Source organism: Streptomyces sp. NPDC006743, assembly GCF_040703815.1.
Classification (GTDB): Bacteria; Actinomycetota; Actinomycetes; order Streptomycetales; family Streptomycetaceae; genus Streptomyces.
On record NZ_JBEYJA010000011.1, the window covers coordinates 1 to 23,051 of the forward strand.

A 23,051-nucleotide genomic window follows, 5' to 3' on the forward strand; every position below is an offset into this window, starting at 1 on the left:
CGCTTCAGGGACATCCACAGGTAGCGGTTGTCGTACTGGTGCATGTAGCCCGAGACACCCGCGCCGCCGCCCCACCGCCCTGGCGACCCCCGCCCCCCATGGGCCCGTCGCCCTGTCGGCCCGCGGTCACCTAGCCCTGCCGTCACCTCGCCCGGCCGCCCCCGCCGTCATCCCGGCGGGTGCCCGCTGTCCTCCGTACGGAGGCCCGCCGGATGCGGCTCGGTCCGGTTCGAGATCCACTCGGCGCATGAGCAGCGAACCGCCCCCCGGCTCCGAACCGCCCGCCGGCTCCGGACCCCCGCCCTTGCCCGGCGGCCCGCCGCCGCGGCCGGGCGACGGCGCGCAGGGCGGGGACCCGCACCCGGAGGACCCGCGCCCCGGTGACCCGTACACGAGCGGCCCCTCCGGAAGCGGCGGCAGCCCGCACGGCGGCGGCAATCCGTACAGCGGCGGCGGCGACCCGTACGCGAGCGGCCCCTCCGGAAGCGGCGGCGATCCGTACGGTGACGGCAGCCCGGACAGCGGCGACGACCCGTACGGCGGAGGTCGCCACGAAGGCGGAGGTCCGTACGGCGGTGGCCCCCACGAGGGCGGCGGCCCCTACGGCGGCGGCCCCTACGGCGGAGGTTCCCACGAGGGCGGCGGCCCGTACGGCGGCGGCTCCTACGGTGGTGGTGGTCCGTACGGGGACGGCCCGTACGGCGGCGGTCCCTACGGCGGTGGCCCGCCCCCCGGCGGACCCCTCGCCGGCATGCCCCCGCTCGCGGAGAGCGGCAGGCGCACCCTGGCCCGGATCATCGACCTGATCCTGGTGGGCATCGTGGTCTGGGTGGTCACCTGGGCGCTGCGCGTCAACGAGTCGACGATGAACGCCGACCAGGTCGAGGTGGGCACCTCCATCTGGCAGTCGGTCGTCGGGGTCGTGTTCTACCTGGCCTACGACACCTTCATGACCGCCAGGTCGGGGCAGACGCTGGGCAAGAAGTGGCTGGGCATGCGGGTGGCCGACCTGAGCGACGGATCGACACCGTCCGCCGCCACCGCACTGGGGCGCGCCGCGGTGCTCTGGATCCCGTTCTGGTTCTGCTGCGCCTGTCTGTGGCTCGCGGTCTGCGGCGGCTGGAGCTACTTCGACCGGCCCTACAAGCAGGGCCTGCACGACAAGGCCGCCAAGACGGTGGTGGTCAGTACGGGCACCGGCCGGTGAGCCGGGCCGGCGCGGGCACCGGCCGGTGAGCCGGCGCCGCGTCAGGCGGCCGTCGCCGGACCCTGGCCCGGCTCCGCACCGGCCGAGACGGTCTCCCGCCGCGCCGCCACCCGCGCCTGCCCGTCGGCCGGAGCCGCCGCGGGAGCCGTGACGGCGGCCCCGGAAGCCCCGCTCGCCGCCGCGGCCGAGGCGCGCGCCTTCGGCAGCGGTACCGTCATGGCGACCAGGAGCCCCAGCGCGAGGGCCGCGAGGGCGATGACAGCGATCCCGACGCCCGAACTCGTCTGCGACAGCAGCAGCATGGCGAGCGTCGAGCAGATCACGGTGCAGGAACCGTAGGCGAGCTGTGCGGCGGTCGGACGAGGCATGGCAATCGTGTCCTCGGAAGATTTCGGGGTGCGGCAGCGGGCCGGCCTGGCTTTCCACCGGCTTCCGGGCGTGGTGCCAATCGACTGTAATCCCCTGGATGCCCGGGAGGAACGGCCGGTAAGCGTGACCTAACCCATGGTGCCGGTGCATGGGGGGCGCACGGAGTCACGGCCGCGGCGTGCCCGCCCGTCCCGGTCCCCGTCCGTCCGCAAAGCGAACGCCGTCTCCGCATAGTGCACTTGAACTGTCCAAGTCAAGGTCTGTCTTTTCTCGTAAACCTCTAGTCAAATGTCGTCACTTGACTAACACGCGTTGATCGCGCGCGGACTTTCTCGTGCCTCAGAGACCCCCCTTCCGCGCGCACGGACGCGTCAGGGGAGGACAGCAAGTGACCAGTAGACCCTGGACGTTCAGAGCGGCCGCGATCGGTGTCGCGCTCGCGGCGGCCACCGCCACGTTCTCGACGTTCGCCGTCGCCGAGGCCGCCACCACGGCCGGTTCCGCCACCGTGGACCGGCACGACCCGCAGGCGGCCGGACAGCACGAGCACAACCTCGACGGTCCGCTGAGCAAGACCCAGGAGGCCCAGCGCCAGGAGGCCCTCAGCCAGGTCATCTCCGGCAAGGCCAAGGTCCAGGACCGCAACGGTTCGAAGGTCGTCGGCCTCAAGGGCAAGAAGGGCGACACCAAGTACGTCGAGATGGGCCGGGAGAAGACCGACAAGATCTTCACCATCCTGGTCGAGTTCGGCGACAAGACGGACCCGAAGTACGGAGGCACCCCCGGGCCGCTGCACAACCAGATAGCCGCGCCGGACCGTCAGAAGGACAACTCGACGGCCTGGCAGAAGGACTACGACCAGAAGCACTTCCAGGACCTGTACTTCGGCACCGGCAAGAACACCGAGTCGGTCAAGAAGTACTACGAGAAGCAGTCCTCGGGCCGCTACTCGGTGGACGGCGAGGTCTCGGACTGGGTCAAGGTCCCCTACAACGAGGCCCGTTACGGCTCGAACTACTGCGGATCCACCAACTGCTCCAGCGTGTGGAACGTCGTCAGCGACGGCGTCAACGCCTGGGTGGCGCAGCAGAAGGCGGCCGGCAAGTCGGACGCCGCGATCAAGGCGGACCTGGCCAAGTACGACCAGTGGGACCGCTACGACTACGACGGCGACGGCGACTTCAACGAGCCGGACGGCTACATCGACCACTTCCAGATCGTGCACGCGGGCGAGGACGAGTCCGCGGGCGGCGGCGTCCAGGGCACCGACGCGATCTGGGCGCACCGCTGGTACGCCTACGGCACCGACGCCGGCTCCACCGGCCCCTCGGACAACAAGCTCGGCGGCGCGCAGATCGGTGACACCGGCATCTGGGTCGGCGACTACACCATCCAGCCGGAGAACGGCGGACTCGGCGTCTACGCGCACGAGTACGGCCACGACCTCGGCCTGCCCGACGAGTACGACACCGCCGGCGGCGAGAACTCCACCGGCTTCTGGACGCTGATGTCCTCCGGTTCCTGGCTCGGCCGCGGCGAGGACGCCATCGGCGACCTGCCCGGTGACATGAACGCCTGGGACAAGATGCGGCTCGGCTGGCTGAACTTCGACACCGCCAAGGCGGGCGTGAAGTCCTGGCACAAGCTGGGTGTGTCCGAGTACAACACCAAGTACCGGCAGGCCGTGGTGGTCTCGCTGCCCGACAAGGCGGTCACCACCGAGGTCGTCAAGCCCGCGCAGGGCGCCACCCAGTGGTGGAGCGGCAGCGGCGACGACCTGAAGAACACCCTGACCCGCTCCGTCGACCTCACCGGCAAGAAGTCGGCCGCCCTCTCCCTCGACGGCTGGTACGACATCGAGGCCAACTACGACTTCCTCTACACCGAGGTCTCGACCGACGGCGGCGCCAACTGGACGGCGCTGGACGGCACGGTGGACGGCCAGGCCATTCCGCGTGACGGCAGCGACAAGCCGGCCCTGACCGGTTCGGTCGACGCCTACAAGAAGCTGTCGTACCCGCTGGACGCCTACGCGGGCCAGAAGATCCAGCTCCGCTTCCGCTACCAGACGGACGGCGGCGCCGCGCTCAAGGGCTTCGCGGCCGACGACATCACGCTGACCGCCGACGGCGCGGCGCTCTTCTCGGACAACGCCGAGACCGCCGACCCGGCATGGACGGCGAAGGGCTTCTCCCGCATCGGCGCGTCCTTCACCAAGGACTACGAGCAGTACTACATCGCGGAGAACCGCCAGTACGTCTCGTACGACACCACGCTGAAGACCGGCCCGTACAACTTCGGTTCGGCCAAGCGCCCCGACTGGGTCGAGCACTACCCCTACCAGAACGGCCTGCTGATCTGGAAGTACGACACCTCCCAGGCGGACAACAACACCAGCGTCCACCCGGGCACCGGTCTGATCCTCCCGGTCGACTCGCACCCGACCGCCCTGAAGTGGTCCGACGGCACCCTGATGCGCAACCGCGTCCAGGCCTACGACTCGCCGTTCAGCCGCTTCCGCACCGACGGCATCACCCTGCACAAGGCGGACGTCACCACCCGGATCAAGTCGTCGAAGGGCGTGCCGGTCTTCAACGACCACACCAGCACGTACTACGACCCGGCGAACCCGGCCGGCGGTGTCAAGATCACTGACACCAACACCCGGATCGAGATCACCAAGGAGGCCCACGACGGCTCCACGATCGAGCTCGAAGTCGGCCGCGCGGTGAAGTAAAGGTAAAAAGCACAGGTCAAACGCGTATCGGCGGCAACCCTCTGGCGGGTTGCCGCCGATCGTGTTTAGGTGCCTGCTGTGGCTCTCTTATTGACACCGACCGGAACGGGGATGTGACCGCATGGCCGCAGGAGGTTTCAGCAAGCTGCCGAACGGCACCGTCGTGGTGGCCCTCAACCTGCCCAGCCCCGCCCCCGACGGCCCCGGCGGCGTCCGCGTGCTCGTCCACGCGCACAACCGCGCCCGCGCCCTGACCCGGCTGCGGAACCTGGGCCTGCGCGCCGTCTACCTGCGGGGCAACACCGCCCCGCCCAGCCCCGACGAGATCACCGCGGTCCTGCACCACCCCGACGGCCTGGTCTGGCGCACCTCCCCCGACAACGCTGTCGGCGGCGCTCCCGTCGGCCCGCCGGAGCTGTGGCACCCCATCCGGGCCCTGCTGCGCCGCCGCACGCCCGCGCAGGCGTGAGCCGGAGCCCGCGCGCGGGTCAGGCGACGACGGGCTTGCCCGTCAGCTCGACGCCCGCCCGCCGCAGCTCCTCGAGGGCCCGCTCGGTGCTCTGCGCGGACACCCCGGCGGTGAGGTCCAGCAGGACCTGGGTGCGGAAACCCTCCCGCGCCGCGTCCAGCGCGGTGGCCCGCACACAGTGGTCGGTGGCGATCCCCACCACGTCGACCTCGTCGATCTCCCTGGCCCGCAGCCACTCGGCCAGCGGCACGCCGTTCTCGTCGGCGCCCTCGAAGCCGCTGTAGGCGGCCGAGTACGCGCCCTTGTCGAAGACGGCGTCGATCGCGCCGGAGGCGACGGCGGGCGCGAAGTTGGGGTGGAAGCCCACGCCCTCCGTGCCCGCCACGCAGTGCGCGGGCCAGGAGCGGACGTAGTCGGGGTCGTCCGCGAAGTGCCCGCCGGGGGCGATGTGGTGGTCGCGGGTGGCCACCACGTGCCGGTAACCGGCCGGGGCCTGCCCGATCAGCTCGGTGATCGCGGCGGCCACGTCGGCACCGCCGGCCACCGCGAGGCTGCCCCCCTCGCAGAAGTCGTTCTGCACATCGACGACGATCAAGGCGCGGCGCATGGTGGGTGTCCTTCGGCTGTCGGCGGTCGGGTCGGTCGGTCGTGGGGGCGGGGGTGTACGGGCGCGGGCGCGGGGGCGGGCACGCGCTTCAGAGCTGCGGACGAAAGGGGAGTCCGGTCAGCTCGCGGTGTCCGGTGCGTGCGATCGCAAGGCGCCGGAAGGCCCTTGTGGCGGAGCCACCAGGGCCTTCCGGCGACGCCGCGAGCGTGCGTGCCGGGCGGCGCGAGCCGGGCGCCCCTTTTGTTCGCAGCTCTTAGTTACCCGAGCCCCCGGTGACGTACTCCGTCGGGAGGACGGGTTCCCCGCGCGAGAGCTGGGTGGCCGACAGCGGCAGCCCGGCGCGGGCCGCGACGTGCCGGTCCCGTACGACGTCCAGCGGCTCCCGGCCGACGACCTCGCCGCCCTTGACCAGCTCGACCTGCAACTGCCGGTCGGCCAGGTCGGTGGGCACCTCGCCGGTGCCCACCACCTCGGTCTCCGCGATCCCGTACGCGTCCAGGCGGCGCGCCGCCCACTTGCGGCCGCCGATGGAGGTCTTGCCGCCGCTGGACCTCTTCGCCACCGGCGTCAGCGGGGCGCGCGGGTCGGCGGACTCGGCGCGGGCGACCAGCTTGTAGACCATGGAGCAGGTCGGGTGCCCGGACCCGGTGACCAGCTGGGTGCCGACGCCGTACGCGTCCACGGGCGCGGCGGCGAGCGAGGCGATGGCGTACTCGTCCAGGTCGGAGGTCACGACGATCTTCGTGTCCCGGGCGCCCAGCTCGTCCAGCTGCTGCCGTACCCGGTGCGCGACCAGCAGCAGGTCGCCGGAGTCGATGCGCACCGCGCCCAGCTCGGGCCCGGCCACCTCCACGGCCGTGCGCACGGCCTCGGCGACGTCGTAGGTGTCCACCAGCAGCGTCGTGTCCCGGCCCAGCGACTCCACCTGGGCCTGGAAGGCGTCGCGCTCGTTGTCGTGCAGCAGGGTGAAGGCGTGCGCAGAGGTGCCGACGGTGGGGATGTTGTAGCGGAAGCCGGCGGCCAGGTCGGAGGTGGTGGCGAAGCCGCCGACGTAGGCGGCGCGGGAGGCGGCCACGGCGGCCAGCTCGTGGGTGCGGCGGGCACCCATCTCGATCAGCGGGCGCTCCCCGGCGGCCGAGGCCATCCGTGAGGCGGCGGCGGCGATGGCGGAGTCGTGGTTGAGGATCGACAGGATCACGGTCTCCAGCAGCACGCACTCGCCGAAGGAGCCCTCCACCCGCAGCACCGGCGAGCCGGGGAAGTAGACCTCGCCCTCGGGGTAGCCCCAGATGTCGCCGCTGAAGCGGTAGCCGGCCAGCCACTGGAGGGTCGCCTCGTCCACGACCCGCCGCTCGCGCAGGAAGCCGAGGACGTCGGCGTCGAAGCGGAAGTTCTCCACCGCGTCCAGCACCCGGCCGGTTCCGGCCACGACGCCGTAGCGGCGGCCCTCGGGCAGGCGCCTGGTGAAGACCTCGAAGACACTGCGCCGCCCGGCGGTCCCGGCCCGCAGGGCGGCCTGCAGCATGGTCAGCTCGTAGTGGTCGGTGAAGAGCGCCGTCGAGGGAACGTCCACCGGCAGCCCAAGGTCCGCTGTGTTCATGACCGAGAATCGTACTCCCATTTCGTCAGTCTGACGATTTGCGGATGCGGCCTGCTCATTTGTGCTCCCACCCCCCTGTGGTGGCAGCATGGGCCATGTGACGGCAGCCGCACCCATCGAGATCGAGAAGACCGAGCCGGCGGAGGAGGTCTTCGCCGTACCCGAGCCCGACGTCCCCTGGGTGACGATCGTCCACAACGATCCCGTCAATCTGATGAGCTACGTCACCTATGTCTTCCAGACGTACTTCGGGTACTCGAAGGACAAGGCCACCAAGCTCATGCTCGACGTCCACCACAAGGGCCGGGCGGTCGTCTCCAGCGGCACCCGCGAGGAGATGGAACGGGACGTCCAGGCCATGCACGGCTACGGTCTGTGGGCCACCCTCCAGCAGGACCGCAAGTAGCCACGTGAACGTGCGGCGCGCCCGGCGCCGACGACGAGCCCGGACCGGAAGCAGCGAACCCCCTCCATGCCTGGACACTTCGAACCGCTCCCCGGCGGCGGCGCGGCCGTCGCCCTCGACGACGTCGAGATCTCCATCATCCGCTCGCTGGCGGTGCAGCTCCTGGAGCTGATCGGCCCCGGCCCGGCCGAGGACGAGAAACCCGCCGACCCGCTGGCCGAGCTGTTCGCCGAGGGCCCGAGCGAGCCGCCCGCCGACCCGGTGCTCAGGCGGCTCTTCCCGGACGCCTACGGCGATCCGGAGCAGCCGCCCGCCAGTGCCGAGGAGGCCGCCGAGCAGCGCGCGCACGCCTCGGAGTTCCGCCGCTACACCGAGAACGACCTGCGCGCGGGCAAGCGCGAGAACGCCCTCGCGGTGATCCACTCGCTCAACGAGCTGTCGGCCGCCGGTGCGGGCGGGGCGGTGCTGAAGCTGTCGCAGGAGGAGTCCCGGCGCTGGCTGGGCGCCCTCAACGACCTGCGCCTGGCCATCGCCTCCCGGCTGGAGATCGGCGACGAGGACGAGGCGGACGACCTCTACCGGCTGCCGGACGAGGACCCGCGCAAGCCGATGGTGATGGCGTACCTGTGGCTGGGCGGCCTCCAGGAGACCCTCGTCTCCACCCTCATGCCCTGATTCCACCGGTCTGCACGGATTGCGTGTTCGCTCAGAGGACGCTCAAATCCGCATAACGATCGCGTCAATACGGCCCGACGGTATAAGCCGTTCGGGTGGGTTTTGTCCGCTTCTCCTTGTGCCGTGTGCCACAAGTCACCCTGCGATCTTTGGTGCGGCCGTGATAAATCTTCACGACCGCCCGGCGAACACCACCCACGTTCGCCCGGGTGCGCCACCGAGCCGGCAACCGCCGGCCAGGCATGAACGAGTCCGGTGAGACCGGGCCCGCTCACTCCATTTCAGTCCGGGGGGATCGAGACCCGATCCGCGGCCGACGAACGGCCCGGGTCGGCATGGAGAAAGGCGCACGACACATGACCTCAGCGCAGGTCGAGCAAGACCACGGCGGCAAAGAGGCCGTGCAGGACGGCGAGGGGTACCAGCGCGGGCTCGGCGCCCGGCAGATCCAGATGATCGCCATCGGCGGCGCCATCGGCACCGGCCTGTTCCTCGGTGCGGGCAAGGGCATCTCCAAGGCCGGACCCAGCCTGATCCTCGCCTACGCGGTGGCCGGCTTCGTCATCTTCCTCATCATGCGGGCGCTCGGCGAGCTGCTGATGTACCGCCCGGTCTCCGGTTCCTTCTCCGAGTACGCCCGCGAGTTCATCGGCCCCTTCGCGGGCTTCGTGACCGGCTGGACGTACTGGCTGTTCTGGGTCGTCACCGGCATCACCGAGGTCACCGCAGCGGCGGCCTACATGACGTACTGGTTCTCGATCCCGCAGTGGGTCTCGGCCCTGGTCTTCACCGTCGTCCTCTACGGCGCCAACCTGATCTCCGTGAAGCTCTTCGGCGAGCTGGAGTTCTGGTTCTCCATGGTCAAGGTCACCGCCATCATCGGCATGATCCTGATCTGCGCGGGCATCCTGACGATCGGCTTCTCCGACGCCGGCGACACCGCCACCGTGGCGCACCTGTGGAACCAGGGCGGCTTCTTCCCGCACGGCGTCGGCAGCACGCTGATGACCCTCCAGATGGTCATGTTCGCCTTCCTCGCCGTCGAGCTGGTCGGCGTCACCGCGGGCGAGTCCAAGGACCCGAGGAAGGTGCTGCCCCGGGCCATCAACACCGTGCCGTGGCGCATCGCCGTCTTCTACATCGGCGCGCTGATCATGATCCTGTCGGTCGTGCCGTGGACGAGCTTCCACGCCGGCGCGAGCCCCTTCGTGGTCGCCTTCCAGAAGATGGGCCTGCCCGCCGGCGCCGGCATCGTCAACTTCGTCGTCCTGACCGCCGCCCTGTCCTCCTGCAACTCCGGCATGTACTCCACCGGCCGCATGCTGCGCGACCTCGCGCTCAACAGCCAGGGCCCGCAGTTCTTCACCAGGCTGACCCGCAGCGGCACCCCGCTCATCGGCACGACGTTCTCCGCCGCGCTGATGCTGGTCGGCGTGTGGATCAACTACCAGTGGCCGGGCAAGGCGTTCGACTACGTCGTCTCCTTCGCCACCATCTCCGGCATGTGGGCCTGGATCGTCATCCTGGTCTGCCAGATCCGCTACCGCGCCAGGTCCGACCGCGGGGAGCTGCCCAAGTCGGAGTTCCGCGCCCCCGGAGCCCCGTTCGCCAGCTGGTTCGCGCTCGCCTTCATCGGCATGGTCATCGTGCTGATGGGCATCGACAAGGACGCCCGCGTCTCGCTGTACTGCGCGCCGCTGTGGGGCCTGGTCCTCGCCGTCGCCTACCTGGTGCTCAAGCGCCGCAACCCGGAGGCCGCCGCCTTCCGCAGGCGCTGACCGGCACCGGAACCCGGACGTCCGGCCGGGGCGGATTCTCGTGGAACCCGCTCCGGCCGCCGCTCAGGACGTCCGTCATGTGGGCCGTTCCGTACCACTCCCCGGTACGGGGCGGCCCTCTGTCTATCCTTTGGCCCATGCTGACCCTCACCCAGGCGCTCTACGACCAGATCGTCGCCCACGCCCGAGCCGACCACCCCGACGAGGCGTGCGGCGTGGTCGCGGGACCCGTCGGCGCCGGCCGCCCCGAGCGGTTCATCCCCATGCTGAACGCGGCCCGCTCGCCCACCTTCTACGAGTTCGACTCGCAGGACCTCCTCAAGCTCTACCGCGAGATGGACGACCGCGACGAGGAGCCGGTGATCATCTACCACTCCCACACGGCCACCGAGGCCCACCCCTCCCGCACCGACATCTCCTACGCCAACGAGCCCGGCGCCCACTACGTCCTGGTGTCCACCGCCGACACCGACGGCGCGGGCGAGTTCCAGTTCCGCTCGTTCCGCATCGTGGAGGGCGAGGTCACCGAGGAGGAGGTGAAGGTCGTCGAGGCGTACTGAACCGGCCGCCGTCTCGCGAGTCGGATGGATTCCGTCCGAAGGATGAGATCACACTCCGGGGACCGGACCGGGAATCGATACGATGAGCCCATGGTTCTTCACGACGTGAGCGACGACATCCCGGGCATGCTGCTCGTGGCGCGGCTGCACGTCGACCTGTGCAGGTTGAACAGCGCCATCTGTTGACGTTCCCTGCCGCCGCCGTACGGCCGTGAGCCGCGGCGCTCCCCCAGGGGCGAACGCCTGGGGGCCTCACGACGCGCGCCCCCCGATCCGACGACACCTTCCTGACAGGAGCCCGCAACCATGGCCATCGAGGTCCGCATCCCGACCATCCTCCGCACCTACACCGACGGGCAGAAGGCGGTGGAGGGCAACGGGGAGACCCTCGCCGCGCTCTTCGCCGACCTCGAGGCCCGGCACCCGGGCATCCAGGCGCGCATCGTGGACGGTGAGCAGCTGCGCCGCTTCGTCAACGTCTACCTGAACGACGAGGACGTCCGCTTCCTGGACGGCATCAACACCAAGCTCGCCGACGGCGACAACGTGACGATCCTGCCGGCCGTCGCCGGCGGCATGCGCTGAGGCCGCTGAGCAGCGATGCGCTACGACTCCCCGCTGGCCGCGGTGGGCAACACCCCCCTGGTGCGCCTGCCGCGGCTGTCGCCGTCCGCCGACGTCCGCATCTGGGCGAAGCTGGAGGACCGCAACCCGACCGGCTCGGTCAAGGACCGCCCCGCCCTGCACATGATCGAGCAGGCGGAGAAGGACGGCCGTCTCACCCCGGGCTGCACGATCCTCGAACCGACCAGCGGCAACACCGGCATCTCGCTCGCCATGGCGGCCAAGCTCAAGGGCTACCGCATGGTGTGCGTGATGCCCGAGAACACCTCCCAGGAGCGCCGGGACCTGCTCGGCATGTGGGGGGCGGAGATCATCTCCTCCCCGGCCGCGGGCGGCTCCAACACCGCCGTGCGGGTCGCCAAGGAGCTGTCCGCCGAACACCCCGACTGGGTGATGCTCTACCAGTACGGCAACCCGGACAACGCCGGCGCCCACTACGCGACGACCGGTCCGGAGATCCTCGCCGACCTGCCCTCCGTCACCCACTTCGTGGCGGGCCTGGGCACCACCGGCACGCTGATGGGCGTCGGGCGCTATCTGCGCGAGCACAAGCCGGACGTGCGGATCGTCGCCGCCGAACCGCGCTACGACGACCTGGTGTACGGCCTGCGCAACCTCGACGAGGGCTTCGTCCCCGAGCTGTACGACGCCTCCGTGCTCACCACCCGCTTCTCGGTCGGCTCCGCCGACGCGGTCACCCGCACCCGTGAACTCCTGCAGCAGGAGGGCATCTTCGCGGGCGTCTCCACCGGCGCCGCGCTGCACGCGGCGATCGGCGTCGGCCGCAAGGCAGTGGCGGCGGGGGAGAGCGCCGACATCGTCTTCGTCGTCGCCGACGGCGGCTGGAAGTACCTGTCCACCGGGGTCTACACGGCGGCCACCACCGAGGAGGCCATCGCGACGCTCCAGGGCCAGCTCTGGGCCTGACGTCCGCCCCGGGCCCCTCCCGCGGAGGGGTCCGGCCCGTCTCAAGCACGCCCCAGCCCCCTCCCACGAGGGGGCCAATCTCATCCTATGGAGGGGCAAAGAATTCCCTCCGGTACTGCCGCGTCCCGGCGGCCCGGGGCTACGTTCCTGGCGCACCCTGACATGTCACGAACACGTGAGATCCCGGGGTGTCAGGTGTCATGCTCATGACTGCGCGGTCGCCGCCGCTACGCGCGTCACGGGCTGCCCGACCAGTGCGCATCCCCACGTCAACGGAGGCAGTACCGTCATGCGTGAGTCACGCCCGAGCAGCCGGAGACGGAGTCTGCGCAGACTCCTCGCCGTCGCCTTCCCCGCCCTCGCCCTCACGGTCACCGGGTTCGTCGCGGCCCCGACCGCCGGTGCGGCCCAGCCCGCCGGCGCCCACCCCCACACCACCCGGGCCGCCCAGAACGCGCGGGCCCTCACGGCCCCCGAGCGGCAGACCTTCCACACCACCGGCAAGGCCGGCCAGAAGGTCCCCACCACCCGGCTGTGCGCCGACGCCCGGCCCGGCGAGGCCTCCTGCTTCGCCCAGCGCCGCACCGACATCAAGCAGCGGCTCGCCTCCGCGCTCGCCGCCGCGGCGCCCTCCGGCCTCTCCCCGGCCAACCTGCACAGCGCCTACAACCTGCCCAGCACGGGCGGCTCCGGCCTGACGGTCGCCGTGGTCGACGCCTACAACGACCCCAACGCCGAGTCCGACCTGGCCACCTACCGCTCGACGTACGGCCTGTCGGCCTGCACCAAGGCCAACGGCTGCTTCAAGCAGGTCAGCCAGACCGGCTCCACCACGTCCCTGCCGGCCAACGACAGCGGCTGGGCCGGTGAGGAAGCGCTCGACATCGACATGGTCAGCGCGGTCTGCCCGAACTGCAGCATCATCCTGGTCGAGGCGAACTCCGCGAACGACACCGACCTCGGCATCGCCGAGAACGAGGCCGTCGCCCTGGGCGCCAAGTTCGTCTCCAACAGCTGGGGCGGCTCCGAGGCGTCCTCGCAGACCACCGAGGACACCCAGTACTTCAAGCACCCGGGCGTCGCGATCACCGTCTCCGCCGGCGACTCCGGCTACGGCGCCGAGTACCCGGCGACCTCCCAGTACGTGACCGCCGTCGGCGGCACCGCCCTCACCGCCTCCTCCACCTCCCGCGGCTGGAGCGAGTCGGTGTGGAACACCAACTCCACCGAAGGCACCGGCTCCGGCTGCTCGGCCTACGACCCCAAGCCGAGCTGGCAGACCGACACCGGCTGCGCCAAGCGCATGGAGGCCGACGTCTCCGCGGTCGCCGACCCGGCCACCGGCGTCGCCGTCTACGACACCTACGGCGGCTCCGGCTGGGCGGTCTACGGCGGCACCAGCGCCTCCGCCCCGATCATCGCCGGCGTCTACGCCCTCGCGGGCACCCCGGGCGCGAGCGACTACCCGGCGAAGTACCCCTACACCCACACCGGCAACCTGTACGACGTGACCAGCGGCTCCAACGGCTCCTGCTCCACCGCGTACTTCTGCAAGGCGGCCGCCGGCTACGACGGCCCGACCGGCTGGGGCACCCCGAACGGCACGACCGCCTTCACGTCCGGTGGCGGCGGCACCGGCAACACGGTGACCGTCACCAACCCCGGCAGCCAGTCGACCACCACCGGCGGCTCGGTCAGCCTCCAGATCAGGGCCACCGACAGCGCGGGCGGGGCCCTGACCTACCGCGCCACCGGCCTGCCCGCCGGCCTGTCCGTCAACAGCTCCACCGGCCTGATCACCGGCACCGCCTCCACCGCCGGCACCTACCAGGTCACCGTCACCGCGACCGACTCCACCGGCGCGTCCGGCTCCACCTCGTTCACCTGGACGGTCGGCACCGGCGGGGGCGGCACCTGCACCGCGTCCCAGCTGCTGGCCAACCCGGGCTTCGAGTCCGGCACCGCCTCCTGGACCGCCTCCAGCGGCGTCATCACCACCGACAGCGGCGAGCCCGCCCACAGCGGCTCCTACAAGGCGTGGCTCGACGGCTACGGCACCTCGCACACCGACACCCTGTCCCAGACGGTGACGATCCCGGCCGGCTGCAAGGCCGTCCTCACCTTCTACCTGCACATAGACACCGCGGAGAGCGGCAGCACCGCCTACGACAAGCTGACGGTGACCGCGGGCTCGAAGACCCTGGCGACGTACTCCAACGCCGACGCGGCCTCCGGCTACGCCCAGAAGTCCCTCGACCTGTCCTCCCTGGCGGGCTCCACGGTCACGCTGAAGTTCGGCGGTACGGAGGACTCCTCCCTGCAGACCAGCTTCGTCGTCGACGACACGGCACTGAGCACCAGCTGAGCCACCGGGCGCAGCGGGGGAGGGGCCCCGGCCGGTGATCCGGCCGGGGCCCCGGCGTGCGCGTGCGCGGGGATCCTGATGTGCTGGAGGAACGTCACATCGGCACCAGGGCACCGGGTCCCCGGCCCACCGGGCACCCGGAACGGGACTGCAGAAAGGCGGACGCCCCATGCGCCGTACGACGCTCCACCGCACCACCGCCGCGACCGCCGCGGCGGCGGCCGCCCTGCTCCTCGCCGGCTGCGGCACACAGCAGGACGGCAAGGACACCGGGGGACCGGCGAGTGCCACGGCCACCGGGAGCGGCGGCGCGTCCCCCTCCGCCGCCCAGCCGTCCGCGCCGGGCTGCACCGCCCACGCCGACCTCACCGCCGCCGACTCCGGCCGCACCGTGTGCCTCACCGTCGGCGGCCACCTGCGCCTGACCCTGGACGGCACCAAGGAACGCCCCTGGACCCCGGTCAAGGCCACCGGCACCGTCCTCGAGGGAGCCGACGCCGGCATCGTGATCCTGCCCGGCGACGCCCTCGCCGCCTACACCGCCACGGCCCCCGGCACCGCCCGCCTCACCGCCTCCCGCCCCCTGTGCGCCACCGTCCCCGGCAGGATCTCCTGCCAGGGCATCCAGGAGTGGACGGTCACCGTGAAGGTGGCGAAGCCATGACAGACGTACGGGCGGTTCACGGCCCGGAGGGGGTGCACGGCGTACGGGCGGTGCACGGCGTACCGGCGGTCCGCGGCGGGAACGGGAGGTCAACGGTGTACGGGCGGTCGCCGCCGGACGCCTCACCCGGCCAGGTAGCGCACCTGGTCCCAGAGCACCGGGTCCACGACCCCCACCCGGCGCCGGAAGTCCCACACGGGCACCTCCCGCACCTCGTCGGTCTCCAGGAAGCTCGTCCGCCCCTGCGCGTCCCCCACCGAGCCGGGCGGCAACGGGATCACCCCCGCCCGCTCGTCGCGGTACCTGCTGATGATCTTCGCGACCCGGGCGCGCTTGCCGTGCACGGACAGCACCAGACAGGGCCGGTCCTTCGACCCCGGACCCTCCTCGTAGGGCACGTTCGCCCACCAGATCTCCGCGGGCCGCGGACGCGCCACGGCGCCCCGGCCCTCCGGACGCCCCGGCGGACGGGACCTGCGCCCCGCGGGGCGGCGGCCCCGGCCCCACCCGTCGACGAGCGTGGCGACGAGCGCCAGCAGTACCACCGCCGCGAGCGCCAGCCACCAGGACGTGTCCATAAGGACGACGTTACCGGCGCGCAGGGGTCCGTGCGCGCCCTCTTCCGCACCCCATGCGCCCCACGTCCAGCCGAACCGGTGACACCACAGGTGAGTTCGCCCACAACCGCCCTTGCCGAAGGAGCGACCCGCCCCCGCGCGCCTTACGCTCGACGGACCGCACGACCCCCGTCACCTTCTGTATCTTTCCCGCCAGCGGAGGTTTCTGCTCCATGAAGCTCACCGTCGTCGGCTGCTCGGGGTCGTTCCCGTCCGCGGAATCGGCCTGCTCGAGCTACCTCGTAGAGGCCGACGGCTTCCGGCTGCTCCTCGACATGGGCAACGGTGCCCTCGGCGAGCTGCAGCGCCACTGCGGTCTCTACGACCTCGACGCGATCTTCCTGAGCCACCTGCACGCCGACCACTGCATCGACATGTGCGCCTACTTCGTCGCGCGCTACTACCGGCACGACGGCGGACGCTGCGCCCCCCTCCCGGTCCACGGCCCCGAGGGCACCGAGCACCGGCTGACCACGGCCTACGCCGACACGCCCACCGCCTCCTCGATGAGCGAGGTCTTCGACTTCCACACGGTCAAGCCGGGCACCTTCGACATCGGCCCCTTCACCGTGCACACCGAGCGGGTCGCCCACCCCGTGGAGGCGTACGCCATCCGGCTCGAACACGGCGGCCGGACGCTGACGTACTCCGGGGACACCGGCACCAGCGAGGCGCTGGAGGAACTCGCCCGGGACGCCGACCTGTTCCTGTGCGAGGCGGCCTTCACGGACGGCAAGGAGAACATCCCCGACCTCCACCTCAACGGCCGGGAGGCCGGCGAGGCGGCCGCCCGCGCCCGCGCCCGCCGCCTGGTCCTCACCCACATCCCGCCGTGGACCGACCCCCAGATCAACCTCACCGACGCCCGTGCGGTCTACGACGGCCCGGTCGAACTGGCGGCGCCCGGGGCGACGTACGAGATCTGAGGCGGGCGGCGGGCGGCCGTCCGCCGGCGCACGAAGAGGCCCCCCGAGCCGCGGCTCGGGGGGCCTCGTCACGTTCCGCGGAGGCTCACGCCTTGGTGAGGTCCTCCACCTCCTCCTCGGGCTCGCGGCCCGGGGTGGGGAGGTTGAACTTGATGATGGCGAAGCGGAAGGTCACGTAGTAGATGACCGCGAAGACCAGTCCGATCGGGATGATCAGCCACGGCTTCGTCGCCAGGTGCCAGTTCAGCGCGTAGTCGATGAAGCCGGCGGAGAAGTTGAAGCCGTCGTGCACGCCCAGGCCCCAGGTGATGGCCATCGACGCGGCGGTGAGCACGGCGTGCAGCACGTACAGCACCGGCGCGATGAACATGAAGGAGAACTCGATCGGCTCGGTGACACCGGTGACGAACGAGGTCGCGGCCAGGGAGATCATCATGCCGAGCACGACCTTGCGGCGCTCGGGACGGGCGCAGTGCGCGATGGCGAGCGCGGCGGCCGGCAGGCCGAACATCATGATCGGGAAGAAGCCGGACTGGAAGAGACCGGCGGACGGGTCACCGTGCATGAAGCGCGGGATGTCACCCTGCCAGACCTGGCCGGCGGCGTCGGTGAAGCTGCCGAGCTGGAACCAGGAGATCGTGTTCACGAACTGGTGCATGCCGACCGGGATCAGCGCGCGGTTCACGCCGCCGAAGAGGGCGGCGCCGCCCGAGCCGAGGCCGGTCATCCAGTTGCCGAAGTCGCTGATGCCGGTGCCGATCGGCTTCCAGATCAGGGCGAAGACGACACCCACCACGATGCCGACGAAGGCCATGATGATCGGCACCAGACGGCGGCCGTTGAAGAAGCCGAGCCAGTCCACCAGCTTGGTGCGGTGGAAGCGCTGCCACAGCACCGCGGCCAGCAGACCCATGATGATGCCGCCGAGCACACCCGGGTTGTTGTAGCTGGCCTCGACGATCTTCCCCTTCTCGATGTGCTGCTCGGTCAGGGGGAAGGCCTCGAGGACCTTGCTGTAGACGAGGAAGCCCACCACCGCGGCCAGCGCGGTCGAACCGTCCGACTTCTTGGCGAAGCCGATCGCCACACCGATGCAGAAGAGGATCGGCAGGGAGCCGGTCAGCGCGCCGCCCGCGTTGTTGAACACGGCGGCGACCTTGTCCCAGCCCAGGCCGTCCTTGCCGAAGATGTCGTCCTGGCCCAGCCGGACCATGATGCCGGCCGCCGGCAGCACGGCGATCGGAAGCTGCAGGCTTCGGCCGACCTTCTGCAGGCCCTGGAACAGGCCTGATCCCCGCTTCTTTGCGGGGGCCGCCGTCGACTCGGCGGTGGCGGTGCTCATAACGTCCGTCCTCCATCGGGTGGTGGTCTACACCACTCAGTGGTGTAGACCTGTTGTAGCACGATGAAGGTGGCGTAAGGAACCCGCGAAAACGCGACCGGACCACTACGCGCCGTGCGGGCTCCCGAGGGTTCTCCCGCGCCGCTTTCGCGCCGGTTCGACCCGTCAGGCCTTCGTGGTGTCCTCGACCTGGTCCTCGGGCTCCCGCCCAGGAGTCTTCAGATCGAACTTCGTGATGGCAAATCGGAAGACCCCGTAGTACACCACGGCGAAGCCCAGGCCGATCGGGACGATCGCCCACGGCCGGGTCGCCAGGTTCCAGTTGATGACGTAGTCGATCAGCCCCGCCGAGAAACTGAACCCGTCGTGCACGCCCAGCGCCCACGTCACCGCCATCGAGACCCCCGTCAGCACCGCGTGCACCGCGTACAGCACCGGGGCGATGAACAGGAACGAGTACTCCAGCGGCTCGGTGATCCCCGTGACGAACGACGTCAGCGCCACCGACAGCATCAGTCCGCCGACCTCCTTGCGCCGGCCGGGCCGGGCGGTGTGCGTGATCGCCAGCGCCGCGGCCGGCAGCGCGAACATCATGATCGGGAAGAAACCCGAGGTGAACTGCCCCGCGTGCGGGTCGCCCGCCAGGAACATGTTGATGTCGCCGTGCACCACCGTCCCGTCCGGCTTGGTGTAACTGCCGAACTGGAACCAGATCGGCACGTTCAGGAACTGGTGCAGACCGATCACCAGCAACGCCCGGTTCGCCAGCCCGAAGACACCCGCGCCCCACGCCCCGGCGGCGCTCAGCCAGTCGCTGAAACTCTCCAGACCCCGGCCGACCGGCGGCCACACCCACAGGCACAGGGCGGCGAACAGGATCGCCACGAACGCCATGACGATCGGCACCAGCCGCCGCCCGTTGAAGAAACCGAGCCAGTCCACCAGCCTCGTACGGTGGAAACGCCGCCAGAAGAAGGCGGACAGCAGCCCCAGCACGATGCCGCCGAAGATTCCCGGATTCTGGAAAGTGAACGCCGTCACCGTCCCGTCCGCCGCCTGGCACCCCGTCGCGCTCACCCGCGCCCCCGCCGGACACGTCGCCGGGAACTGGTGCAGCACGTTGTAGTAGACGAGGAACCCCGTCACCGCCGCCAGCGCCGTCGAACCGTCCGCCTTCTTCGCCATCCCGATCGCCACACCGACGCAGAACAGCATCGGCAGCCCCAGCTGCCCGTCGAGCAGCGCGCCGCCCGCCCCCGCCATCACCTTCGAGACGCCGACCCAGCCCAGCCCGTCCTCGCCGAACACGTCCGGCTGCCCCAGCCGGTTCAGGATCCCCGCGGCCGGCAGCACCGCGATCGGCAACTGGAGACTGCGGCCCATCTTCTGCAAGCCCTGGAACAGGACGTTCCAGCGCTCCCGCACAGGAGAGGCCCCGACGTCCGCACCGCCCGCGCTGCCGGCACTCATGACGCCCTCCCGAGGCTCCGCTCCACGGCGCCGCACCGCGTTTGGCCACCGCGCCAACGGTGGTGTAGACCAGTTGACGGACGGTTCCGCTGTCGTGAACGCCATCATCGGGCACCCACGGCGCGACCGCTCGCGAAGATGGGCCAACTGTGGGTTACTGCGACAAAGCGGTTCGGATCAGGGAGACAGAACATGGCCAGCAAGGCTGAGAAGATCGTTGCCGGGCTCGGCGGCATCGAGAACATCGAAGAGGTCGAGGGCTGCATCACCCGCCTCCGCACCGAAGTCGTCGACCCGAGCAAGGTCGACGAGGCCGCCCTCAAGGCCGCCGGCGCCCACGGCGTCGTCAAGATGGGCAACGCCATCCAGGTCGTCATCGGCACCGACGCCGACCCGATCGCCGCGGACATCGAAGACATGATGTGACCCCCCCGGGTCCCGCCCGAGGACCCGGCGGTTCACCCTCAAGGGGCTCTTCCCGACGCCGGAAGAGCCCCTTCCTCGCGGGGCACTAGGCTCGACCCATGTCTCGAATCGACGGCCGCACCCCCGACCAGCTCCGCCCCGTCACCATCGAACGCGGCTGGAGCAAGCACGCCGAAGGCTCCGTCCTCGTCTCCTTCGGCGACACCAGGGTCCTCTGCACCGCCTCCGTCACCGAAGGCGTCCCGCGCTGGCGCAAGGGCAGCGGCGAGGGCTGGGTCACCGCCGAGTACGCCATGCTGCCCCGCGCCACCAACACCCGCGGCGACCGTGAATCCGTCAAGGGCCGCATCGGCGGCCGCACCCACGAGATCAGCCGCCTCATCGGCCGCTCGCTGCGCGCCGTCATCGACTACAAGGCCCTCGGCGAGAACACCGTCGTCCTCGACTGCGACGTCCTCCAGGCCGACGGCGGCACCCGCACCGCCGCCATCACCGGCGCCTACGTGGCACTCGCCGACGCCGTCGCCTGGGCCCAGGGCAAGAAGCTGATCAAGGCCGGCCGCCAGCCGCTGACCGGCACCGTCAGCGCGGTCTCCGTCGGCATCATCGGCGGCGTCCCCATGCTCGACCTCTGCTACGAGGAGGACGTGCGCGCCGACACCGACATGAACGTCGTCTGCACCGGCGACGGCCGCTTCGTCGAGGTCCAGGGCACCGCCGAGGCCGAACCCTTCGCCCGCGACGAACTGAACGCCCTGCTCGACCTCGCCGTGGCCGGCTGCACCGACCTCGCCGCGATCCAGCGGGCGGCGCTCGAGAAGTAGCGCGCGAGCGGCCCCGGGACCAGCCCGGCGGACGCCGCGCCCCCGGGAGCCCCGGAAGTAAAGGGAACACCAAGAAAGGGCGCCGCGCGGACGCAACCCGTCTCCCGCGCCCGGCGTCCCTACCGGTACGGGCGTACGGCACCACAGCCGTACGCCCGGCCACCGAACGGGGAGGGGACCCAGCCATGGCCACGAGCCGGTACCGACGTCCGGGCCGCACCATCGCGGTCGCCGCCACCGCGGCCGCCGTCGCGCTCACCGTCACCGCCCTCACCGGCTGCGACGCGGTCGGCAAGGCCCTGGACTGCGTACAGACCGCCGACTCCATCGCCGACAGCGTCACCGACCTCCAGCAGGCCGTGCGGAACGCCGCCGACGACCCCACCAAGACCGACGACGCCCTGCGCGCCATAGAGAACAACCTCGAGAAAATCGGCGACAAGACGGACAACACGGACGTCAACAAGGCCGTCGACGACCTCGACAAGGCCGTCGGGAACGTCCGCACCGCCCTCAAGAACGGCGACGACACCCCCGACCTCACCCCCGTCACCGACGCCGCCGGCGAACTGACCAAGGTCTGCACACCCTGACCGGCACCCGATACTGGTGGGCATGACCCGCTTGATCCTCGCCACCCGCAACCCCGGAAAGATCACCGAACTCAGGGCGATCCTCACCGAGGCAGGACTGCCCCACGAACTGGTCGGCACCGACGCCTACCCGGAGGTCCCCGACGTCAAGGAGACCGGCGTCACCTTCGCCGAGAACGCGCTGCTGAAGGCCCACGCGCTGGCCCAGGCCACCGGCCTCCCGGCGGTCGCCGACGACTCCGGCCTGTGCGTCGACGTCCTCGGCGGCGCCCCCGGCATCTTCTCCGCCCGCTGGGCCGGCCGCCACGGCGACGACCAGGCCAACCTCGACCTGCTGCTCGCCCAGCTCTCGGACATCGCGGACGGCCACCGCGCCGCCCACTTCGCCTGCGCGGCGGCCCTCGCCCTGCCCGACGGCACGGAACGGGTGGTCGAAGGCCAACTGCGCGGCACCCTGCGCCACACCCCGGCCGGCGCGCACGGCTTCGGCTACGACCCGATCCTCCAGCCCGACGGCGAGATGCGCACCTGCGCGGAACTGACCCCCGCGGAGAAGAACGCGATCAGCCACCGCGGCAAGGCGTTCCGGGCGCTGGTGCCGGTGGTGCGGGAGTTGGTGGGCTGACACGGAAACGGCCTGCGTAGATCCTTCGATCCGCAGGCCGTTCACGTGCGGCGGAAGGGATTCGAACCCTCAAGCCCGATCAAGGGCCACAGATCCTAAGTCTGCTGCGTCGCCGTTGCGCCACCGCCGCCGGTTGCCTGTCATCGTACCGGCAACCGCCTTCCGCTCTGCGTCTCACCTGTGCCAGGTGCCGGTGACCGCATGGCAGTTGGGGCCCGGCGGTGGCGACTCCTCCCGTCGGCCGCACCGGGAAGCGGCCCGTACCGGGTGTGCGGGCGGGCCGCCGGGAGCGTCGGGTCAGATGCCCAGGTCCTTGATGATCTTGGCTACGTGGCCGGTGGCCTTGACGTTGTACAGGGCCCGTTCGACCTTGCCCGACTCGTCGACGATCACCGTGGAGCGGATGACTCCGGTGACCGTCTTGCCGTAGAGCTTCTTCTCGCCGTAGGCGCCGTAGGCCTCCAGGACCTTCTTGTCGGGGTCGGCGAGGAGGGTGACCTTCAGGGACTCGGTGTCGCGGAACTTCGCGAGCTTCTCCGGCTTGTCGGGGGAGACGCCGATGACGTCGTACCCCGCGCCGGCCAGCAGGTCGAGGTTGTCGGTGAAGTCGCAGGCCTGCTTGGTGCAGCCGGGGGTGAGGGCGGCCGGGTAGAAGTAGACGATGACCTTGCGGCCCTTGCGGTCGGCCAGCGACACCTCGTTGCCGTCGGCGTCGGGGAGGGTGAAGGCGGGGGCCGCGTCGCCGGGCTGGAGTCGCTCGCTCATCGAAGGTCTTCTCCTCGTGCGTGTCCTCGTAGGTGCCAATACCGTGTGGGTCCGAGGGTAACCGGGGGTGCCGACAGTGCGGTCGCGGCGAGAGCTGACAGACTGTGCTGAACACGCATCAGTTGACTTCGGAGGCGCTACGGTGGCGGACACGGCGGACACCAGAACCCCGGCTGAGATCGAGGCGGACATCAGGCGTCGCCGCGAGACGCTGGCCGAGACCCTCGACGAGATCGGGGTGCGCGTGCACCCGAAGACCATCGTCGGCGATGCCAGGGCCAAGGTCGCCTCCCACGTCGACCACACCCTCGGACGGGCGTACGTCCAGGTCAACCGGGTGGTGAGCGAGGTGCGCGGGCAGTTCACGGACGAGAGGGGCGCACCCCGGCTGGAGCGGATCGTGCCGGTCGCGCTGCTCGCCGTGGGGGTCGTCGGCCTGCTCGCCGTCGGCGGGCGCAAGCGCCGCGGCTGACCC

25 protein-coding genes and 1 tRNA gene are annotated in these 23,051 nt (G+C 70.8%); 18 read left to right on the forward strand and 8 right to left on the reverse strand.

The window, feature by feature from the left end; translation table 11 throughout:
* Nucleotides 1–247: 247 nt before the first annotated feature.
* Nucleotides 248–1,207, forward strand: coding sequence for an RDD family protein (locus ABZ719_RS12115; protein ID WP_366725101.1), 960 nt, complete (start codon nt 248–250; stop codon nt 1,205–1,207).
* 41 nt (nt 1,208–1,248) lie between these two features.
* On the opposite strand, the gene ABZ719_RS12120 is transcribed toward ABZ719_RS12115, so the two are convergent.
* Entirely contained in the window at nt 1,249–1,575 is a 327-nt protein-coding gene (locus ABZ719_RS12120; RefSeq protein WP_366725102.1) for a hypothetical protein, read from the reverse strand.
* A 389-nt stretch (nt 1,576–1,964) separates the two neighbouring features.
* On the opposite strand from ABZ719_RS12120, the gene ABZ719_RS12125 reads away from it, so the two are divergent.
* Both ABZ719_RS12125 and ABZ719_RS12130 read left to right on the forward strand, forming a co-directional pair.
* The gene (locus tag ABZ719_RS12125; RefSeq protein WP_366725103.1) at nt 1,965–4,313 is read left to right on the forward strand and encodes an immune inhibitor A domain-containing protein; all 2,349 of its coding nucleotides are present in this window, start codon (nt 1,965–1,967) and stop codon (nt 4,311–4,313) included.
* A gap of 121 nt (nt 4,314–4,434) precedes the next feature.
* Nucleotides 4,435–4,782 (forward strand): hypothetical protein, encoded by a 348-nt coding sequence (locus ABZ719_RS12130; RefSeq protein ID WP_366725104.1) that lies wholly within the window; start codon nt 4,435–4,437, stop codon nt 4,780–4,782.
* Nucleotides 4,783–4,801: 19 nt separating this feature from the next.
* Here the strand turns inward: ABZ719_RS12130 and ABZ719_RS12135 are convergent, their stop codons facing one another.
* A complete protein-coding gene (locus ABZ719_RS12135; protein WP_366725105.1) occupies nt 4,802–5,389 on the reverse strand; it encodes an isochorismatase family protein in 588 nt (195 codons plus the stop codon).
* Nucleotides 5,390–5,642: 253 nt separating this feature from the next.
* Nucleotides 5,643–6,989 (reverse strand): nicotinate phosphoribosyltransferase, encoded by a 1,347-nt coding sequence (locus ABZ719_RS12140; protein WP_366725106.1) that lies wholly within the window; start codon nt 6,987–6,989, stop codon nt 5,643–5,645.
* An 88-nt stretch (nt 6,990–7,077) separates the two neighbouring features.
* Here ABZ719_RS12140 and clpS point away from each other — a divergent pair, with 88 nt between their 5' ends.
* From clpS to ABZ719_RS12185, 9 genes are all read left to right on the forward strand, one after another.
* Nucleotides 7,078–7,395, forward strand: coding sequence for an ATP-dependent Clp protease adapter ClpS (gene clpS / locus ABZ719_RS12145; protein ID WP_037853313.1), 318 nt, complete (start codon nt 7,078–7,080; stop codon nt 7,393–7,395).
* Between the two features lie 66 nt (nt 7,396–7,461).
* Nucleotides 7,462–8,070 carry a DUF2017 domain-containing protein gene (locus ABZ719_RS12150; protein ID WP_366725107.1) on the forward strand — a complete coding sequence of 203 codons (609 nt, stop codon included), beginning with the start codon at nt 7,462–7,464 and terminating at the stop codon, nt 8,068–8,070.
* Between the two features lie 356 nt (nt 8,071–8,426).
* Nucleotides 8,427–9,848: an amino acid permease gene (locus ABZ719_RS12155; protein WP_366725108.1), complete on the forward strand. Its 1,422-nt coding sequence runs from the start codon at nt 8,427–8,429 to the stop codon at nt 9,846–9,848.
* A 137-nt stretch (nt 9,849–9,985) separates the two neighbouring features.
* A complete protein-coding gene (locus ABZ719_RS12160) occupies nt 9,986–10,408 on the forward strand; it encodes a M67 family metallopeptidase (RefSeq protein WP_366725109.1) in 423 nt (140 codons plus the stop codon).
* A 90-nt stretch (nt 10,409–10,498) separates the two neighbouring features.
* Complete coding sequence (locus ABZ719_RS12165) at nt 10,499–10,594, forward strand: putative leader peptide (RefSeq protein WP_366725110.1); 96 nt, start codon at nt 10,499–10,501, stop codon at nt 10,592–10,594.
* 120 nt (nt 10,595–10,714) lie between these two features.
* Nucleotides 10,715–10,993 carry a MoaD/ThiS family protein gene (locus ABZ719_RS12170; RefSeq protein WP_366725111.1) on the forward strand — a complete coding sequence of 93 codons (279 nt, stop codon included), beginning with the start codon at nt 10,715–10,717 and terminating at the stop codon, nt 10,991–10,993.
* Between the two features lie 15 nt (nt 10,994–11,008).
* Nucleotides 11,009–11,959, forward strand: a complete 951-nt coding sequence (locus ABZ719_RS12175) for a cysteine synthase (RefSeq protein ID WP_366725112.1) — start codon at nt 11,009–11,011, stop codon at nt 11,957–11,959.
* Nucleotides 11,960–12,248: 289 nt separating this feature from the next.
* Nucleotides 12,249–14,324: a putative Ig domain-containing protein gene (locus tag ABZ719_RS12180; RefSeq protein ID WP_366725113.1), complete on the forward strand. Its 2,076-nt coding sequence runs from the start codon at nt 12,249–12,251 to the stop codon at nt 14,322–14,324.
* A gap of 169 nt (nt 14,325–14,493) precedes the next feature.
* The gene (locus tag ABZ719_RS12185; RefSeq protein ID WP_366725114.1) at nt 14,494–14,988 is read left to right on the forward strand and encodes a hypothetical protein; all 495 of its coding nucleotides are present in this window, start codon (nt 14,494–14,496) and stop codon (nt 14,986–14,988) included.
* Between the two features lie 122 nt (nt 14,989–15,110).
* Here the strand turns inward: ABZ719_RS12185 and ABZ719_RS12190 are convergent, their stop codons facing one another.
* On the reverse strand, nt 15,111–15,566 hold the full coding sequence (locus tag ABZ719_RS12190) for a type II toxin-antitoxin system PemK/MazF family toxin (protein ID WP_366725115.1): 456 nt from the start codon (nt 15,564–15,566) through the stop codon (nt 15,111–15,113).
* Between the two features lie 212 nt (nt 15,567–15,778).
* On the opposite strand from ABZ719_RS12190, the gene ABZ719_RS12195 reads away from it, so the two are divergent.
* Nucleotides 15,779–16,531, forward strand: a complete 753-nt coding sequence (locus ABZ719_RS12195; RefSeq protein WP_366725116.1) for an MBL fold metallo-hydrolase — start codon at nt 15,779–15,781, stop codon at nt 16,529–16,531.
* A gap of 85 nt (nt 16,532–16,616) precedes the next feature.
* On the opposite strand, the gene ABZ719_RS12200 is transcribed toward ABZ719_RS12195, so the two are convergent.
* Both ABZ719_RS12200 and ABZ719_RS12205 read right to left on the reverse strand, forming a co-directional pair.
* Nucleotides 16,617–17,873: a PTS transporter subunit EIIC gene (locus ABZ719_RS12200; RefSeq protein ID WP_366725117.1), complete on the reverse strand. Its 1,257-nt coding sequence runs from the start codon at nt 17,871–17,873 to the stop codon at nt 16,617–16,619.
* A 165-nt stretch (nt 17,874–18,038) separates the two neighbouring features.
* On the reverse strand, nt 18,039–19,343 hold the full coding sequence (locus tag ABZ719_RS12205) for a PTS transporter subunit EIIC (RefSeq protein WP_366725118.1): 1,305 nt from the start codon (nt 19,341–19,343) through the stop codon (nt 18,039–18,041).
* 192 nt (nt 19,344–19,535) lie between these two features.
* Between ABZ719_RS12205 and ABZ719_RS12210 the strand changes: the two genes are divergently transcribed.
* The 4 genes from ABZ719_RS12210 to rdgB all read left to right on the forward strand — a co-directional run bounded on the left by ABZ719_RS12210 (nt 19,536) and on the right by rdgB (nt 21,811).
* The gene (locus tag ABZ719_RS12210) at nt 19,536–19,769 is read left to right on the forward strand and encodes a PTS glucose/sucrose transporter subunit IIB (RefSeq protein WP_361055498.1); all 234 of its coding nucleotides are present in this window, start codon (nt 19,536–19,538) and stop codon (nt 19,767–19,769) included.
* A gap of 98 nt (nt 19,770–19,867) precedes the next feature.
* Nucleotides 19,868–20,593 (forward strand): ribonuclease PH, encoded by a 726-nt coding sequence (rph, locus tag ABZ719_RS12215; protein WP_366725119.1) that lies wholly within the window; start codon nt 19,868–19,870, stop codon nt 20,591–20,593.
* Between the two features lie 185 nt (nt 20,594–20,778).
* Nucleotides 20,779–21,186: a hypothetical protein gene (locus ABZ719_RS12220; protein WP_366725120.1), complete on the forward strand. Its 408-nt coding sequence runs from the start codon at nt 20,779–20,781 to the stop codon at nt 21,184–21,186.
* 22 nt (nt 21,187–21,208) lie between these two features.
* Complete coding sequence (rdgB, locus tag ABZ719_RS12225) at nt 21,209–21,811, forward strand: RdgB/HAM1 family non-canonical purine NTP pyrophosphatase (RefSeq protein WP_366725121.1); 603 nt, start codon at nt 21,209–21,211, stop codon at nt 21,809–21,811.
* 46 nt (nt 21,812–21,857) lie between these two features.
* Here the strand turns inward: rdgB and ABZ719_RS12230 are convergent.
* Together ABZ719_RS12230 and bcp are read right to left on the reverse strand one after the other, a co-directional pair.
* A tRNA-Leu gene (locus tag ABZ719_RS12230) sits at nt 21,858–21,941 on the reverse strand.
* Nucleotides 21,942–22,108: 167 nt separating this feature from the next.
* A complete protein-coding gene (gene bcp / locus ABZ719_RS12235) occupies nt 22,109–22,576 on the reverse strand; it encodes a thioredoxin-dependent thiol peroxidase (protein WP_366725122.1) in 468 nt (155 codons plus the stop codon).
* Between the two features lie 142 nt (nt 22,577–22,718).
* Between bcp and ABZ719_RS12240 the strand changes: the two genes are divergently transcribed.
* Complete coding sequence (locus tag ABZ719_RS12240; protein WP_366725123.1) at nt 22,719–23,048, forward strand: DUF3618 domain-containing protein; 330 nt, start codon at nt 22,719–22,721, stop codon at nt 23,046–23,048.
* Nucleotides 23,049–23,051 lie beyond the last annotated feature (3 nt).